We start from the raw sequence: 16791 nt of genomic DNA on the forward strand, positions 1-16791 counted from the left end.
GATTTCGGCTTGTCATTTTCATGCTTCACTTCAACTGATACACCGGATCCATCAGCAGTGCCTGGAGATAGGAACCGGCACTGCTGCCGGCCGCAATCGCATCGACCGGTGCGAGCGGCAGCACGGCATGCTGCATCTGCAACTGCGCCGAGAGGCCGGGCTGCGCATCGGCGCTCAGGCCAAAGCGCGTGAGCCAGCCATCCAGATCGAAACGCATGCCGCCTTGCGGCATCGCTTGCCGCACTGCATTCGGCGTGTCTTGCTGCATGCCCGACGCGATCTTCGTCATGGCATGCGGCGCATGCGAGGGGCCCGTCTCGGTCGCGCGAAACAACTGCTCGACAAACTGCTTGCGCGCGAGCAGCGTCGAGCTGTTGATCCATGCCGCCCCGCCCGGCCAGCCTTTCACGTTCGGCGGATAGAACAGATTCTCGCCCAACGCGGCCGAGCGGCGCGCGAACGGCAGCGTGTCGCCATAGGTCACGTCGAAACGCCGCATCGTGCCGACGATGAACTCGACGGGCGAACTCACGAGCACGCCGCGATTGTGCTCGTCCCAGAACGCGGGCGTCGTCAGGAGCGCGCCGAGCGCCGCCTTGTTGTCGTAGCCGCTCGTGCGAAAGCGCACGGCGACAGTGTCGAGCTGCGCATCGTCGGGCGTAGCGGAGATGAACTCACGCCACAGCTTCGCGCTCAGATAACGGGCAGTTTGGGGCTGCGCGAGCAGGATGTCGAGCACCTGATCGCCGTCGAATGTTCCACTGCGCCCGAGCACGGTCTTCTCACCGTCGTCGTGCAGTTCGGGACGCCAGACGAAACGCCGGGTGTCGGCGTCGAGGCTCCAGCCCGTGTAGGCGCGCGCCGCTTCAGCCACGTCGCGCTGCGTGTACTGCCCTTCCCCGAGCGTGAACAGCTCCATCACTTCGCGTGCGAAATTCTCGTTGGGCCGGCCCTTGCGATTGCTCGCGCCATCGAGGTAAAGCAGCATTGCCGGGTCCTTCGCGACGGCATGCAACATCGTCGCGAAGCTGCCAAGCGCGTTACGTCGCAAGAGCGCGTTTTGCGCGGCCATCAACTGCGGCTCGGACACTTTGTCCTGCCCCGACGTGAAATGGTTGTGCCAGAAGAGCGTCATGCGCTCGGTGAGCGGCGAAGGCGTGACGAGCATCTCGCGCAGCCACCATGCGCGCAGTTCGTCGTAGCGCGCACCGCGCTGGCGTTGCGCCTCGCGGCGCTCGTCGGGTGTCCATGCGCGTTGCTGGGCGCGGCTCGGCAGCGCTTCTTCGCTCCAGGCGGGCAGCGGCGTGAGCGCCTCGGTGCGCGCGCTGTCGAGCAGCCGCGCGACGGCTTGCGCGCGCGTCAGGCCCACATAAGGCGAGACCTCATCGGCGCGTGGCGCGAAGCCCGTGCGAATGAGGAGATGGCGCGCGTCGTCGGCGTCGACGAGCGCGCCGTCGTCATCGTCTGACGATGCCGCGCGAGACATCGCGCCCGGCCTGAACCGTCTGGAGTCGCTCATGATGAATGGGCGCGCGGCGAGACGGCCGGCGCATGAATCGAATGTACCGGCTTAACGGTCGGCGAGAAACGGCTGTTGACCGCGCAATTGCTACGAGATTTTTCAGCGCGGCACGATCGCGTGCATAACCCGAATATGCCGCCCCAAGCCGGTAAAATCATGAAAGGCACGAGAAAGGCGTGCGGTGCGAGCGAAGAGAAAATGGCGCGCCTGAAACGCCGCGGCAATATCAGCGCTTATACAGTTCGCGCACGGCGTCTTCGATATGCTGGCGCAAGAGCTTGCGCTCGTCGGGCGTCATATGGCCGTCACGGCGGCGCTGATCGAGATCGGGGGGAACGGCGGGACGCTGATTGAGGTCTGATGCAGGACGCGGGATCGGGTCGCCGCGTACGCGGCGCATCGGTGACTTGCCACCCGGCGCGCGAGCGGGCGACTGCGTGTTCTCGTACCGGTCTGCGGAGGGCTGGGCCCGAGCCGGCACCGACTCCAATGCAGCCGCCACGCCACCGGCTAGCGCCAGTGCAAGCATGGTGTGGCGCATTGTCGGCCTGACCCCTCCCATCGTTTTGTTCCCTTCTTGACGCGGCAAACGGCTACCTCGAATGCATGTACGAACCCGACCTGCGCGGGCCTGGAATTTAAAGTCGAATGAAGTATCTACCGAACAGCCGCTTTACGTAAAGAAGTCTATCTGTCGGTGCTTGATGCCGTGGCACAGCACGGGTAAATTTTGTAACTGACTGTAACCTGATAATTGGTGCAAACTCGCATCACTATCCAATCGCGCTAAGATGCCAGGCATGGAAACCAAAAACCCGTCCAAAATTCTCGTTGTCGATGATGATCCCCGACTCCGGGATCTGCTGCGCCGCTACCTCGGCGAACAGGGCTTCAACGTATACGTGGCCGAAAACGCCCCCGCCATGAACAAGCTGTGGGTGCGCGAGCGTTTCGACCTGCTGGTGCTCGACCTCATGCTGCCCGGCGAAGACGGCCTGTCGATCTGCCGCCGCCTGCGCGGCAGCAACGACCGCACGCCTATCATCATGCTCACCGCCAAGGGTGAGGACGTGGATCGCATCGTCGGCCTCGAAATGGGCGCCGACGACTATCTGCCCAAGCCCTTCAACCCGCGCGAGCTGGTCGCGCGCATTCACGCCGTGCTGCGCCGCCAGGCGCCGTCCGAGCTGCCGGGCGCGCCCTCGGAAACCACCGAGGTGTTCGAGTTCGGCGAATTCGCGCTGAATCTCGCCACGCGCACGCTCACCAAGGCCGGGCAGGAAATTCCGCTCACCACGGGCGAGTTTTCGGTGCTCAAGGTGTTCGCGCGTCATCCGCGCCAGCCGCTGTCGCGCGAAAAGCTCATGGAGCTCGCACGCGGCCGGGAATACGAAGTGTTCGACCGGAGCCTCGACGTGCAGATCTCGCGCCTGCGCAAGCTCATCGAACCCGATCCGGGCAGCCCGCGTTTCATTCAAACGGTGTGGGGACTCGGCTACGTGTTCATTCCCGACGGCGCCGCCTGATCCTGGATGGTGTCTCGTTGTCTGCACTGCCTCTGTTGAAACGGGAAGGGTCCATGCGGATTGACCGGCGTTTGCTCACGCTCGCGTTCGGCGATCTGTTCTGGCGCACCTTCCTGCTGATCGCCCTGCTCATCGCCGTCAGCCTTGCCGCGTGGTTCCAGAGCTTTCGCGTGATCGAGCGCGAGCCGCGCGCGCAACGCGTGGCGCTCCAGCTCGTCGCGGTCGTGAAGCTCACGCGCACGGCGCTCCTCTACTCCGATCCCGATCTGCGCCGCGCGCTGTTGCAGGATCTCGAGAGCAACGAGGGCGTGCGCGTCTACCCGCGCGAAACCACGGACAAATACAAGCTCCAGCCCGACGAGTCACTCAATCGCCTGATCGAGCATGACATTCGCGGGCGCCTTGGCGACGACACCATCATCGCGCAGTCCGTGAACAACATTCCGGGCGTGTGGATCAGCTTCAAGATCGACGACGACGATTACTGGGTCGCGCTCGACCGGGATCAGCTCGACAACGTCACGGGCTTGCAGTGGGTGGGATGGGGTGTCTCCGCGCTCGCGCTCTCGCTGTTCGGCGCGGCTTTCATCACGAGTCTCGTGAACCGGCCGTTCGCGCGGCTGGCCATGTCGGCGCGCATGCTGGGCTCGGGGCAGCCGCCTGCGCCCTTGCCCGAAAGCGGCATGGGCGTCGCGGCCGAAACCAATCGCTCGTTCAACCAAATGGTGCGCGACCTGGAGCAACTGGAGGCCGACCGGGCGCTGATGCTCGCGGGCATCTCGCACGACCTGCGCACGCCGCTCGCGCGCCTGCGGCTTGAAACGGAGATGAGCCCGTCCGACCAGGCAACCAAGGACGCGATGATCGACGACATCGAGCAGATGGACATGATCATCGGCCGCTTCCTCGATTATGCGCGGCCCGCGCAGCGCATGCCCGAGCGCGTCGATCTTTCGGTCATTGCCGGCGAGATGGCTGCGCGCATGGCGAGCGAGGACGGCGTGCGTCTCATCACGCGGCTCGCGCCTTCGGCCATGATCGAAGCCGACGACACCGACATGCGCCGCGTGGTGGGCAACCTGATCGAGAACGCCCGCAAGTACGGCGCGAGCGAAACCGACGGCATTCCGCACATCATGCTCGAAACGCGTGTCTCGCATTCGCGCGTCGAGCTCTCGGTGGTCGACGAAGGCCCCGGCATTCCCGAGGATCAGCTCCCGCTCGTCACGCGGCCGTTCTACCGCGTGGACACGGCCCGCACCCAGGCCAACGGCACGGGACTCGGCATGGCCATCGTGCAGCGGCTCGTGGGCCGTTATCGCGGCGCGCTGCGGCTGCGCAACCGGCTGCCGGGCCCGGGCCTCGAAGTGACGATCGAGTTCCCGCTCGCCAAGGGCGCCTGATCGCCCCCGTCCCGTCTCTTCGTAACCCGTAGCCCGCGACGGCGCACGCTCACAGCACGCGCCGCCCGCTCCTGCGACAATCGGATCAAGGGCACGCTTTCCCGCGTGCGGAGCCAAAGCGGGCCGCCTGGCCCGCCTCTCGTCTGAGGATCCCCGCCATGAAAACCGTCGGCGACAAACTCGAAGCCTTCACAGTGACCGCCGCGAAGCCCGGCTTCAACCATCCCGAGGAAAACGGCGAGTCCGCGTTCATCGAAATCACGGAGCAGACCTTCTCGAACAAGTGGAAGGTCATCTACTTTTATCCGAAGGATTTCACGCTCGTCTGCCCCACCGAGATCGTCGCGTTTGCGCGGCTCATCAAGGAGTTCGACGACCGCGAAGCGGTCGTGATGGGCGGCAGCTGCGACAACGAATACGTGAAGCTCGCGTGGCGGCGCGAAGACCAGGACCTGAATCGCCTCAATCACTATTCGTTCGGCGACGTGAAGGGCGAACTGATCGATCAGCTGGGCATCCGCGACAAGGAAGCGGGCGTGGCGCTGCGCGCGACCTTCATCATCGATCCCGACAACACGATCCAGCACGTAACGGTGAACAACCTGAACGTGGGCCGCAGCGCAGAAGAAGTCCTGCGCGTGCTCGACGGCCTTCAGACCGGCGAGTTGTGCCCCGGCGGGCGCGAGATCGGCGGCGAGACGCTTTAGCGCAGCGCGACACGTCAACGCAGCGCGGCCTGGCGCCGCACCACCCTGCGCGTCACGTCTGGCTTGCCGCGGCGCGCGCGGGCAAACGGTTGCGTATCGCCGTTTCGAGCGGCCGCTTCCATTCGAGCACGCGCTTTTCCAGCACCTGCCACGACAGATGCGCGAGCAGCACGGCCAGCGCGAACTGCAACACGAGCGCGAGCGCCGTCTGCACCGTCTCCGGCACATGCAGCCGCGCATAGAATTCCGGCGCCACGCCCAGGCGCGAAGGCACCAGGTTGTGGAACAGATAGAAGCCGTAACTGATCGTGCCGAGATACGCGAGCGGACGCAGTTCGAGTGCGGCGACGAGCGTGCTGTCCTGGCGGCACACGAGCCACAGGAACAGCGCACCCAGAGAGAGCGCGAGCCCGATATCGAAGAGGCCCGGCAGCGCCGTGCCCGGCAGCGCTTGCCCACAATCCGCGCGCGCGAGCGCGAACCCCATGACGGCCGCGAGCGCGGCAAAGAACCACACGCCGCTCGCGGCCCCGGCGCGCAGCGACACGCGCGCGCCGCCAATCGACAACGCGCCGCCCAGCGCGAGCATGGCGAAATTCCACGGCGAGAACGCGTAGACAAGCGGCTCGATCGCACCTTCCTCGTACAGCGCGAGGTGGGCGAACGCGGCAGCGGCGATGACCACGGCACATAGCGCGAGATGCCGCGAAGCGCGCACGAACAGCAGTGCGAACGGCGCGACCAAATAGAACTGCTGCTCCACCGCGAGGCTCCAGAAATGCGACACCGTGCCGGGCCAGCCATCGTGCACCACGCCAATCCAGTAATTGGAGAGGAATGCGAAATGCCAGGCGAGACCCAGATCGACATCGCGCTGATAGAAGCATGCATGCGCGATGGTCAGCGCAATCAGCAGCAGGTAATACACGGGAAAAATGCGCAGCGCGCGCTTCATGAAGAAGACGTACAGCAGCGCGGCGGTGCGCGCGCCGTGCTGCTCGATGCGCAGCCGGTTGCGATGCAGCTCGCCGATGATGAGATAGCCGCTGATCAGGAAGAACAGCCAGACACCGATCTTGCCCGCGTCGATCGCATCGACGTGCGCCTTGTGCGAGAGGAATACGAGCACCACCGCGAGCGCTCGCAGGCCGTCGAGGCCTTTCACGCGTCTTTCAACTCCCGCCATTGCCCTCCCCACTTCCGGTTACCGGTTCAGTATGGGATGAAATAAACGGAAATTAATCGGCAAGAAAAGCGACGGCGATGATTGCAGTTGCAACCATCGCCGTAAGGTGGGGAGCAGGCACGCGCCCTGCTCAGCCGCGCGAACCCCCGCCAACCAGGGCTCGCAAGCGCGTCACGCGCGCAACAGGAGCACGGCGGCCTGGGCCTCGATCCCTTCGCTGCGGCCGAGATAGCCGAGCTTTTCGTTCGTCTTCGCTTTCACGTTGACGCGATCGAGCGGCAGGTTCAGGTCGTCGGCAATCGTCTTGCGCATCGCCTCGATATGGGGCGCGAGCTTGGGCGCCTGTGCGATCACCGTGGTGTCGACGTTCATGAGCGTGAAGCCCGCTTCCTGCACGCGGCGCAGGCATTCGCGCAGCAGCACGCGGCTGTCGGCGCCGTAGAACTGCTTGTCGGTGTCGGGGAAATGGCGGCCGATGTCGCCAAGCGCGGCGGCGCCGAACAACGCGTCGGTGATGGCGTGCAGCAGCACGTCGGCGTCCGAGTGGCCGAGCAGGCCCCGGTCGTACGGCACCGTCACGCCGCCGATCACGAGCGGGCGGCCGGGCACCAGCGCGTGCACGTCGTAGCCTTGTCCGATTCTGATGTCCATGGGTGGGGGTTCCGGGAGATGGGTGATGGGATTGCGCAGCGGGCTTATTCGGCGGGCTGCCTGAGAATGGCTTCGGCGAGCGCAAAGTCTTCGGGGTACGTCACCTTGAAGTTGCGCAGGCTCCCCTGCACGAGGCGCGGCTTGTGGCCCAGCCACTCGATCGCGCTCGCTTCGTCGGTGAGATCGTGGCCGTCCTGCTGCGCGCGCTCGATCGCGGTACGCAGCATGCCGATGCGGAACATCTGCGGGGTCTGGGCCTGCCAGAGGCCGTCGCGGGCCTCGGTGCGCGCGATGCGCGTGCCCGGCGCCGCGTCGTCCCGCGGCGCGACGCGCTTGAGCGTGTCGGCCACCGGCAGCGCCATGATGCCGCCCACGGGGTCGTCCTTGAGCGCCTCGACGAGCGTGCGGATCAGCGCGGGCGTGATACCGGGGCGCGCCGCGTCGTGCACGAGCACCCAGTCGTCGTCGCGCGCGCCGAATTCGGCAAGCGCGGCGAGACCGTTGTAGACCGAAGCCTGGCGCGAGGCGCCGCCGCAGCGCCGCACGGCGAAGCGCAGGCCGCCGAAGCGGCGGGCGTCGAAGTGGTTATCGTCGGGGGAAATCACCACGAGCGTCTGCGCGAATTCGTTGCAGGCGTCGAAAGCAGCGAGCGTATAGTGCAGGAGGTCGCGTCCGGCAACGATTCGATATTGTTTCGGCATGGCCGACCCAGAACGGCTGCCGGTGCCGGCGCACGGAATCAGGGCAAAAAGGCGTGAAGTCACGGTGTCGCGAGCCGCATGAGTCAAAGTAAAGGACGGATTTTATAATAGGTCCCTTAGCCGCACGCCGGACGCCCGCAAAGACGCCCGCGCCATGCGCCGGATTCGCGTGAATTCGAGCCGTGGCGCACGCCTGACCGGTCACCCGAATGGCGCCTGCCGCCCCGCCCCGCGGGCCGCGGGCGCCTTTCGAATGACCGCCGGAGCCCGGCCGGTGCAGCTTTGCGCATGGCTTTGCACTTGAAGGCCCGAGCCCGGCCCCCAAATTCTGGCATTGCACTTCGCCCGAGTTGGCCACCATACCGACACAAGCGTCGGCCACCCTGTTGCCTATGTCCGATATCGCCGCATCCTCGCACTCCCCGTCCCCCGTCGCCGTCGTCAAGCCGGGGCAGCGCTACGCATTCGACGGCACGCACGGCTCGTCCGACGCGCTCCTGATCGCCCGCTACCGCGAGGCCGCGCTCGCCGGCGCCGCGCGTGCTCCGCTGCTGGCCGTGATCTGCGCGAGCGCTGTGGACGCCCAACGGCTCGCCCAGGAGATCCCGTTCTTCGCCCCGCAGGCGCGCGTGCGCCTGCTGCCCGACTGGGAAACGCTGCCGTACGACACGTTCTCGCCGCACCAGGATCTCGTCTCCGAGCGCCTCGCCACGCTGCATGATCTCGGCGAGGGCCGCTGCGACATCCTCATCGTCCCGGCCACCACGGCGCTCTACCGCATGCCGCCCGCGTCGTTCCTGGCGGCCTATACGTTCTCGTTCTCGCAGGGCGAACGGCTCGACGAAGCGAAGCTCAAGTCGCAACTCACGCTCGCGGGCTACGAGCACGTGAGCCAGGTGGTGCGGCCCGGCGAGTACTGCGTGCGCGGCTCGCTCATCGACCTCTTTCCGATGGGCTCGCCGCTGCCCTACCGTCTCGACCTGTTCGACGACCAGGTCGACTCGATCCGCGCTTTCGACCCGGACAGCCAGCGCAGCCTCTACCCCGTGAAGGACGTGCGCCTGTTGCCGGGCCGCGAATTTCCCTTCGACGAAGCGTCGCGCACGGCGTTTCGCAGCCGCTGGCGCGAGGTCTTCGAAGGCGACCCGAGCCGCGCGACGATCTACAAGGACATCGGCAACGGCGTGCCCTCGGCCGGTATCGAATACTATCTGCCGCTCTTCTTCGAGGAGACGGCCACGCTGTTCCACTACCTGCCGGAAAACGCGCAGCTGGTGTTCTCGGGCGACCTCGACGCCTCGATCCGCCGCTTCACCAACGACACGAAGCAGCGCCACAGCTTCCTCTCGCACGACCGCGAGCGGCCGATCCTGGAGCCGCAGCGCCTCTTCCTGACCGACGAGGACTTCTTCACGTTCGCGAAGCCGTTCGCGCGCCTCGTGCTGCCGGCCACAAGCGAAGGCGGCTGGGCCACGGCGCTGCCGAGCCTTGCGATCGACCGTCACGCCGACGACCCGCTCGCCGCGCTGCGCGCCTACCTCGACACGACGAAAAACCGCGTGCTGTTCGCGGTGGAATCGGCGGGCCGGCGCGAAACCATCGCCCAGTTGCTCGCCGATAATCACCTGCGCCCCACGGGCGCGGACAGTTTCGAGGACTGGCTCACCGGCGACGAGCGTTTCGTGCTCGGCGTCGCGCCGCTGACCACGGGCTTCTCGCTGCCGGGCGAGGCGCTCGCCATCATTACCGAAAGCGAGCTTTACGGGCCGCTCGCGCGCCGCGCGGGACGCCGCCGCCAGGAACAGGCGAGCAACGTCGATTCGATGGTGCGCGACCTCTCCGAGCTGAAAGTGGGCGACCCGGTCGTGCACGCGCAGCACGGCATCGGCCGCTATCACGGCCTCGTGACGATGGACCTCGGCGAAGGCGATACCGAGTTCCTGCACCTCGAATACGCGAACGGCAGCAAGCTCTACGTGCCGGTTTCGCAGTTGCATGTGATTTCGCGTTACAGCGGCGCCGATCCCGACAGCGCCCCGCTGCACGCGCTCGGCTCGGGCCAGTGGGAAAAGGCGCGCCGCAAGGCCGCGCAGCAGATCCGCGACACGGCCGCCGAGCTGTTGAACCTCTACGCGCGCCGCGCCGCGCGCGAAGGCCACGCGTTCAAGCTCGATCCGCGCGACTACGTGAAGTTCGCGGAAAGCTTCGGCTTCGAGGAAACACCGGACCAGGCCGCGGCGATCGCCGCCGTGATCGGTGATATGACGAGCGGCAAGCCGATGGACCGCCTCGTGTGCGGCGACGTGGGCTTCGGCAAGACGGAAGTGGCGTTGCGCGCGGCGTTCATCGCCGTGATGGGCGGCAAGCAGGTGGCGATTCTCTCGCCCACCACGCTGCTCGCCGAGCAGCACACGCAAACCTTCACGGACCGTTTCTCCGAGTGGCCCGTGCGCATTGCCGAGCTGTCGCGCTTCAAGACCGCGAAGGAAGTGAGCGGCGCGATCCAGCAGATCAACGACGGCACCGTCGACATCGTGATCGGCACGCACAAGCTGCTGTCGTCCGACGTGCAGTTCAAGCGCCTCGGTCTCGTGATCATCGACGAGGAGCACCGTTTCGGCGTGCGCCAGAAGGAAGCGCTCAAGGCGCTGCGCGCCGAAGTGGACGTGCTCACGCTCACCGCCACGCCGATTCCGCGTACGCTCGGCATGGCGCTCGAAGGCCTGCGCGACTTCTCCGTGATCGCGACCGCGCCGCAAAAGCGCCTCGCCATCAAGACCTTCGTGCGCCGCGAGGAAGACAGCGTGATTCGCGAGGCCATGCTGCGCGAACTCAAGCGCGGCGGCCAGGTGTACTTCCTGCACAACGAAGTGGAGACCATCGAGAACCGCCGCGCGATGCTCGAAGCGCTGGTGCCCGAAGCGCGCATCGCGGTGGCGCACGGCCAGATGCACGAGCGCGAGCTCGAAACCGTGATGCGCGATTTCGTGGGGCAACGCGCGAACGTGCTGCTGTGTACGACGATCATCGAGACCGGCATCGACGTGCCGACCGCGAACACGATCCTCATCCATCGATCCGACAAGTTCGGTCTCGCCCAGTTGCACCAGTTGCGCGGCCGCGTCGGGCGCTCGCACCACCAGGCGTACGCGTATTTGCTCGTGCACGATCCGCAAGGGCTCACGAAGCAGGCGCAGCGCCGTCTGGAGGCGATTCAGCAGATGGAAGAACTCGGTTCGGGCTTCTATCTGGCGATGCACGATCTGGAGATTCGCGGCACGGGCGAAGTGCTCGGCGACAAGCAGTCGGGCGAGATCCAGGAGATCGGCTTCCAGCTCTACACGGACATGCTCAACGACGCCGTGAAAGCGCTCAAGGACGGCCGTGAGCCCGATCTGAACGCGCCGCTCGCGGCGACGACGGAGATCAACCTGCACGCGCCTGCCATCCTGCCTGCCGACTATTGCGGCGACGTGCAGGAGCGCCTGTCGCTCTACAAGCGCCTTGCGAACTGCGAGCACGACGATTCGATCGACGGCATTCAGGAGGAGCTGATCGACCGCTTCGGCAAGATGCCGCCGCAGGCGCACGCGCTGATCGAAACGCATCGGCTGCGACTGGCGGCCAAGCCGCTCGGCATCACGAAGATCGATGCGGGCGAAGCCGTGATCGGCTTGCAGTTCGTGCCGAATCCGCCCGTGGACGCCATGCGCATCATCGAGATGGTGCAGAAGCACAAGCACATCAAGCTCGCGGGCCAGGACAAGCTGCGCATAGAAACGCGCAGCCCCGACCTCGCGGTGCGCGTGGCCACCGTGAAGGAGACGTTGCGCGCGCTCGGCGCGCCCAATCGCGCGAGCGCTGCGCGCTAAGGTCCCGGCACGCCTTCCCGACGCCCACCCGACGCCCGCGCGGATCGCCTTCCGCGCGGGCGTTTTCACGTGATGTTGCAGCGCGCCATGCTGGTGGCCGGCGAGCGCTCCGGGAAGCCACACACTGCCGGTCGCTTTGGCTTGCCACATTCTTTTTGGGTAAGATGAAGAATACAAGCAAGCTGGAGTCCAACATGTCCCACGCCGCTGAAACAGCGCAGTCTTCCACGCAGTTCGCCTCCGTTCCCGCCTCGCTCCCCTGGGTTACCCGCCTCGTTTCGATGGATACGGTCAGCCGTCATCCGAATCTCGGCCTGATCGAGACGGTGCGCGACGATCTGCGCGCGCGCGGCATCGAATCGACGCTCACCTATGGCCGCGACGGCAAGTGGGCCAACCTGTTCGCCACGATCCCCGCCCATGACGGCGAAACGAACGGCGGCATCGTGCTCTCGGGCCACACCGACGTGGTGCCCGTGGACGGCCAGAAGTGGGACAGCGACCCGTTCAAGCCCGAGATCCGCGACGGGCTGCTCTACGGCCGCGGCACCTGCGACATGAAGGGCTTTATCGGCGCGGCGCTCACGCTGTTGCCCGAAATCCAGCAGACGAAACTCGCCAAGCCCCTGCACCTCGCGCTCTCGTTCGACGAGGAAGTGGGCTGCGTGGGCGCGCCGCTCATGATCGAGGAACTCGTGAAGCGCGGCGTGAAGCCCGAAGGCTGCATCGTGGGCGAACCCACGAGCATGCGCCCCATCGTGGCGCACAAGGGCATCAACGCGTACCAGTGCTGCGTGCGCGGCCAGGCCGCGCATTCGTCGCTCACGCCGCGCGGCCTCAACGCCATCGAATACGCGGCGCGCCTCATTTGCTATATCCGCGACATGGCCGACGAGTTCCGCGCCAACGGCCCCTTCGACGAGCTTTACGACGTGCCGTTCACGACCGCGCAAACCAGCACGATCGAAGGCGGCAACGCCATCAACACGGTGCCGGCGGAATGCCGCTTTGCGTTCGAGTTCCGCAATCTGCCGACGCTCGACCCCGAGACGATCTTCGCGCGCATCGAGCAGTACGCGCGCGAAACGCTCGTGCCGAAGATGCAGCGCGAGCACGCGGCGGGCGCGATCGAATTTACGAAGATCGCAGCCGCCCCCGGCCTCGACGCCACCGAGCAGGCCGCGATCACGCAGCTCGTGCGTGCGCTCACCGCCGACGACGCGCGCCGCAAGGTTGCGTACGGCACCGAGGCGGGCCTCTTCGCGCGCGCGGGCATTCCGAGCGTGGTGTGCGGCCCCGGCGACATCCAGCAGGCGCACAAGCCCAACGAATACGTGTCGCTCGAACAGCTCGCGGCCTGCGAAGGTTTCCTGCGCAAGCTCGTGCACGGCCTGTCCGTCGAAGCCCAGGCACGATAACCACGCCGCACGCGCACCGCCATGTCCACCGCCACGCCGCTGCCCACCAGCCACACGATAGACGGTGAGGCGATCCCCACGCTCGACGAGATCGCCTCGCAGCATTTCGCCCTCGCGCCGTGGGTGCTGCGCACCCCGGTGTTCGACCGCCATGATCTGTCGACGCTCGAAGCGACGCTCGTGAACTTCAAGTTCGAACTGCTGCAATCGAGCGGCAGCTTCAAGGTGCGCGGCGCGTTCACGCATCTGCTCGCGCTCGACGCCGCGCAACGCAGCGCGGGCATCACCTGCGTCTCGGGCGGCAATCACGCCATCGCGGTCGCGTATGCGGCCATGCGTCTCGGCATCAGTGCGAAGGTCGTGCTCTTTCGCACCGCGAGCGAGGCGCGCGTCGCGCAATGCCGGCGCTTTGGCGCGGAAATCGTCATGGCGGGCAACAGCAGCGAGGCGTTCGACATCGTGCGCCGTATCGAGACCGACGAGGGACGCTATTTCGTGCATCCGTTCAACGGCTACCGCACAGTGCTCGGCACGGCCACGCTCGGCTACGAATGGGCCACCCAGGCGCCCGACCTCGACGCCGTGGTCGTGCCCATCGGCGGCGGCGGTCTGGCGGCGGGCGTCTCCACGGCGCTGCGGCTCGCGAATCCGCGCGTGCATGTGTATGGCGTGGAGCCCGAGGGCTCGGACGTGATGAGCCGCAGCTTCGCCGCGAACCACACCGTGCGCATGTCCCATATGCACTCGATCGCCGACTCGGTCATGGCGCCGCACACGGAGCAATACAGCTATACGCTGTGCCGCCGCCATATCGAGCGCGTCGTCACCGTTTCCGACGACGACATGCGCCGCGCGATGCGCGTGCTCTTCGAGCAACTGAAGCTCGCCGTCGAACCGGCTTGCGCCGCGGCCACGGCAGGCCTGCTCGGGCCGCTGCGCGACACGCTGCAAGGCAAGCGCGTGGGCGTGCTGCTGTGCGGCACCAACACCGACCCCGACGCATTCCACTCGCACCTCTCGCTTGCACACTGAGGCGCACCGAGTCACATCGAGCGCGCCCGGCAGGCATGCCGCGTGCGCGTGCCCGGACTTCGCCGCCGGCCCTGGCCAACGCGCTCGGCAAAACGTCAGGGAATGTCAAACTGCTACCGCAATACGGACGCGTTCGCTATGATTGCGCCAATACGTCGTTTTGACCCCAGCCCCGTGCTGCGCCATTCAGGGAGAGCCCGCTCATGAGCATCGTCCAGGAGTTCAAGGAATTCGCCGTCAAAGGCAACGTGATGGATCTTGCCGTCGGTGTGATCATCGGCGGCGCGTTCTCGAGCATTGTCAACTCCATCGTCAAGGATCTCATCATGCCGGTCATCGGCGTGATCACGGGCGGCCTCGACTTCTCGAACATGTTCGTCCGGCTCGGCCACATTCCGGCCAGCTATAAAGGCAATCCCGAGTCGTACAAGGATTTGCAGACTGCGGGCGTGGCCGTGTTCGGCTATGGCTCGTTCATCACCGCGGTGATCAACTTCGTCATCCTCGCGTTCATCATCTTTTTGATGGTGAAATTCATCAACAAGCTGCGCAAGCCGGAAGAAGCCGCGGCCGCTGCTCCGGCGCCGACGCCCGAAGACGTGCTGCTGCTGCGCGAGATCCGCGACTCGTTGAAGAACAATCCGCGCTGAGTCTGGTCAGCGCCCGGACGAGAGAATCCGGAAAAAAAGCCCGCGCCGCCGCAAGGCCGCGCGGGTTTTTTTCGCCCTTGCCGTGCCGCCCGGCGACGCTCAGGGCGCGGGGCTCGCCGCGTCCGGCCCGAACGGCGCCGCCGCGCGCGCGGCCAGCGCCTCTTCGATCAGCCGTTCGAGCTGCTCGAAGTTGACGGGCTTCGTAAGATGCGCGGTAAAGCCCGCCTCGACGCTGCGGCGCACGTCGTCTTCGGTGCCGAAACCCGTGAGCGCGATAGCCGGCGCCGACGATTGTGCCCGGAACGCACGGATGAAATCGATGCCGGAACCGTCCGGCAAGCCAATGTCGCTCACCACGAGGTCGAAACGCATGCCGGCCGTGAGCGCCAGCGCACCGGCCACGCTGCCCGCCACCGCCACCTCGTGGCCGCTCGCGCGCATGAGTTGCGACATCACCTCGGCGGTGTCCTCGTGGTCCTCGATCAGCAGAATGTTCAATGCGCCCTCGCGGTGTGGACCACGCAGCTCGGCGGTGGCCGCCGCGCCTTCGCCCGGCACCGCGGTGGGCAGCACGATCGTGAAGGTCGCGCCGCAATGCGCGCCCGGACTTTTCGCGCTCACGCGCCCGCCATGCGCCTCGGTCAGCGCGCGCGTCACGGCAAGCCCGAGGCCGAGGCCGCCGAACTGGCGCGTGAGGTTGTGGCTGCCCTGCTCGAACGCGTGAAAGAGCTTGCCGATCTGCTCGGGCGCAATGCCGATGCCGGTGTCTTCCACCTCGATTTCCACGTGCATGCGCTCGTCGCGCGTGCGCACATAGATGTGGCCGCCGTCGGGCGTGAACTTCGCGGCGTTGCGCACGAGATTCCAGAGCATCTGTTGCAGCCGCGCGCGATCGCCGCGCACGTAGTGATGCTGCGCGCGCAGATCCACATGGACGTCCTGCTGCTTGATCTGGATTTCGCTGTGAAAGAGTTCGAGCACCGCCTCGATGACTTCGTGCACGTCGACGGTGTCGAGCGCGAGGCTCAGTTTGCCGTTGGCCACGCGCGTGAGATCGAGCAGATCGTCGATGAGGCGCGCCTCCAGCTCGATGTTGCGGCGGATCATCAGCACGCCCGTGCGCGCGGCTTCGGGCAGCCCGTCGATCTGTTCGAGCAGGCGCGTGCCCGCGAGCACCGGCGTAAGCGGCGTGCGCAGCTCGTGCGAGAGCATCGCGAGGAAACGGTCTTTCGCGCGATTGGCCTCCTCCGCCGCCTGGCGCGCGGCCTGCTCCGAGGCGAGCAAACGTTCGCGCTCCTCGGTTGCTTCGCGCTGCGAATCGATGTCCGTGCAACTGCCGAACCACTTGTTCACGCCGCCACGCGGGTCGCGCATCGCCACGATGCGAACGTCGAACCATCGGTACACGCCGTCATGACGGCGAATGCGCAATTCGTGGCGATAGTCGGTGGCGCCGCTGCCCACGGACCTGAGCCACGTATGGCGGATCTCCTCGCGGTCGTCGGGGTGCACGGCATCGAGCCACGTGAGGCCTTGCGCGTCGCGCGCGTCGAGCCCCGTGTAGTCGAGCCACTGCTTCGAGAGAAAGTCGCAATTGCCGTCCGCGCCGCAGGTGAGCACGAGGTGGGGCAGCGCCTCGGATAGCGTGCGGTAGTGCTCCTCGCGATCGCGCAGCAGCAGCGCTTCGTCGGAGGCACGTTGCAGCGCGACCTGCGAGAGCACGCGCGCCACCGCCTCCGGCAGATAGTCGAGATAGTCGCCCGACTTCGGCACCACGTCCGAGACACCTGCGCGCAGCGCGGCGATCACGCGCGACTCGTCGGTGAAGCCCGTCACGAGAATGGCGGGCACGCGCACGTCGTCGGCGCGCAGCCGGCGAAAAAAGTCGAGGCCTGTTTCGGCGCCGTCGAGCTGGTAGTCCAGCACGAGCACGTCGGGCGTATGGGCGGCGAGCAGCGCGCTCGCCTCCGTGACACCCGGGCAGGTGTCGACGCGCGCGCCGGCGCGCAGGAGCGACTTGCGGGCGAGGCGCAGGATGCCTTCGTCGTCGTCGACGACGAGCACGCGCGCACCGACCAGCATCGTGGTTGCGTCAGTCATGCGCGAAGCGTCCGTTCGGGCAT

13 protein-coding genes are annotated in these 16791 nt (G+C 66.4%); 7 read left to right on the top strand and 6 right to left on the bottom strand.

Going from position 1 to position 16791, the window contains the following annotated elements:
• Positions 1–25: 25 nt before the first annotated feature.
• Complete coding sequence (locus tag C7401_RS34350) at positions 26–1486, bottom strand: DUF1800 domain-containing protein (RefSeq protein ID WP_112176375.1); 1461 nt, start codon at positions 1484–1486, stop codon at positions 26–28.
• A gap of 262 nt (positions 1487–1748) precedes the next feature.
• Positions 1749–2063: a hypothetical protein gene (locus C7401_RS34355; RefSeq protein ID WP_112176377.1), complete on the bottom strand. Its 315-nt coding sequence runs from the start codon at positions 2061–2063 to the stop codon at positions 1749–1751.
• 250 nt (positions 2064–2313) lie between these two features.
• Between C7401_RS34355 and ompR the strand changes: the two genes are divergently transcribed.
• The 3 genes from ompR to C7401_RS34370 all read left to right on the top strand — a co-directional run bounded on the left by ompR (position 2314) and on the right by C7401_RS34370 (position 5158).
• Positions 2314–3048, top strand: a complete 735-nt coding sequence (gene ompR, locus C7401_RS34360) for an osmolarity response regulator transcription factor OmpR (protein ID WP_027814652.1) — start codon at positions 2314–2316, stop codon at positions 3046–3048.
• A 53-nt stretch (positions 3049–3101) separates the two neighbouring features.
• Entirely contained in the window at positions 3102–4451 is a 1350-nt protein-coding gene (locus C7401_RS34365) for an ATP-binding protein (protein ID WP_112176379.1), read from the top strand.
• 158 nt (positions 4452–4609) lie between these two features.
• A complete protein-coding gene (locus C7401_RS34370) occupies positions 4610–5158 on the top strand; it encodes a peroxiredoxin (RefSeq protein ID WP_112176381.1) in 549 nt (182 codons plus the stop codon).
• Between the two features lie 52 nt (positions 5159–5210).
• On the opposite strand, the gene C7401_RS34375 is transcribed toward C7401_RS34370, so the two are convergent.
• The 3 genes from C7401_RS34375 to ispD form a co-directional block, all read right to left on the bottom strand.
• Positions 5211–6344 (bottom strand): acyltransferase family protein, encoded by a 1134-nt coding sequence (locus C7401_RS34375; protein ID WP_112176383.1) that lies wholly within the window; start codon positions 6342–6344, stop codon positions 5211–5213.
• A 171-nt stretch (positions 6345–6515) separates the two neighbouring features.
• Positions 6516–6995: a 2-C-methyl-D-erythritol 2,4-cyclodiphosphate synthase gene (gene ispF, locus C7401_RS34380; RefSeq protein ID WP_112176384.1), complete on the bottom strand. Its 480-nt coding sequence runs from the start codon at positions 6993–6995 to the stop codon at positions 6516–6518.
• A 44-nt stretch (positions 6996–7039) separates the two neighbouring features.
• Positions 7040–7759, bottom strand: a complete 720-nt coding sequence (ispD, locus tag C7401_RS34385; RefSeq protein ID WP_112176386.1) for a 2-C-methyl-D-erythritol 4-phosphate cytidylyltransferase — start codon at positions 7757–7759, stop codon at positions 7040–7042.
• A 329-nt stretch (positions 7760–8088) separates the two neighbouring features.
• Here ispD and mfd point away from each other — a divergent pair, with 329 nt between their 5' ends.
• From mfd to mscL, 4 genes are all read left to right on the top strand, one after another.
• The gene (gene mfd / locus C7401_RS34390; RefSeq protein WP_112176388.1) at positions 8089–11568 is read left to right on the top strand and encodes a transcription-repair coupling factor; all 3480 of its coding nucleotides are present in this window, start codon (positions 8089–8091) and stop codon (positions 11566–11568) included.
• A 194-nt stretch (positions 11569–11762) separates the two neighbouring features.
• Positions 11763–12986, top strand: a complete 1224-nt coding sequence (gene argE, locus C7401_RS34395) for an acetylornithine deacetylase (protein ID WP_112176390.1) — start codon at positions 11763–11765, stop codon at positions 12984–12986.
• 21 nt (positions 12987–13007) lie between these two features.
• A complete protein-coding gene (locus tag C7401_RS34400) occupies positions 13008–14018 on the top strand; it encodes a threonine/serine dehydratase family protein (protein ID WP_112176392.1) in 1011 nt (336 codons plus the stop codon).
• A gap of 203 nt (positions 14019–14221) precedes the next feature.
• Complete coding sequence (gene mscL / locus C7401_RS34405; protein ID WP_112176394.1) at positions 14222–14668, top strand: large conductance mechanosensitive channel protein MscL; 447 nt, start codon at positions 14222–14224, stop codon at positions 14666–14668.
• Positions 14669–14767: 99 nt separating this feature from the next.
• Here mscL and C7401_RS34410 read toward each other — a convergent pair whose 3' ends face one another.
• Positions 14768–16768, bottom strand: coding sequence for a hybrid sensor histidine kinase/response regulator (locus C7401_RS34410; RefSeq protein WP_112176396.1), 2001 nt, complete (start codon positions 16766–16768; stop codon positions 14768–14770).
• Positions 16769–16791 lie beyond the last annotated feature (23 nt).

The sequence above is a fragment of the Paraburkholderia unamae genome (genome assembly GCF_003268775.1).
In the GTDB taxonomy this organism is placed as follows: domain Bacteria; phylum Pseudomonadota; class Gammaproteobacteria; order Burkholderiales; family Burkholderiaceae; genus Paraburkholderia; species Paraburkholderia unamae.

Bases quoted from the DNA above. Each gene is read 5' to 3' on its own strand.
- ompR (WP_027814652.1), top strand. From the start codon at position 2,314: ATGCCAGGCATGGAAACCAAAAACCCGTCCAAAATTCTCGTTGTCGAT.
- C7401_RS34400 (WP_112176392.1), top strand. From the start codon at position 13,008: ATGTCCACCGCCACGCCGCTGCCCACCAGCCACACGATAGACGGTGAG.
- C7401_RS34370 (WP_112176381.1), top strand. From the start codon at position 4,610: ATGAAAACCGTCGGCGACAAACTCGAAGCCTTCACAGTGACCGCCGCG.
- C7401_RS34355 (WP_112176377.1), bottom strand. From the start codon at position 2,063: ATGCGCCACACCATGCTTGCACTGGCGCTAGCCGGTGGCGTGGCGGCT.
- argE (WP_112176390.1), top strand. From the start codon at position 11,763: ATGTCCCACGCCGCTGAAACAGCGCAGTCTTCCACGCAGTTCGCCTCC.
- ispF (WP_112176384.1), bottom strand. From the start codon at position 6,995: ATGGACATCAGAATCGGACAAGGCTACGACGTGCACGCGCTGGTGCCC.
- C7401_RS34375 (WP_112176383.1), bottom strand. From the start codon at position 6,344: ATGGCGGGAGTTGAAAGACGCGTGAAAGGCCTCGACGGCCTGCGAGCG.
- mscL (WP_112176394.1), top strand. From the start codon at position 14,222: ATGAGCATCGTCCAGGAGTTCAAGGAATTCGCCGTCAAAGGCAACGTG.
- C7401_RS34350 (WP_112176375.1), bottom strand. From the start codon at position 1,486: ATGTCTCGCGCGGCATCGTCAGACGATGACGACGGCGCGCTCGTCGAC.
- C7401_RS34365 (WP_112176379.1), top strand. From the start codon at position 3,102: ATGCGGATTGACCGGCGTTTGCTCACGCTCGCGTTCGGCGATCTGTTC.
- C7401_RS34410 (WP_112176396.1), bottom strand. From the start codon at position 16,768: ATGACTGACGCAACCACGATGCTGGTCGGTGCGCGCGTGCTCGTCGTC.
- mfd (WP_112176388.1), top strand. From the start codon at position 8,089: ATGTCCGATATCGCCGCATCCTCGCACTCCCCGTCCCCCGTCGCCGTC.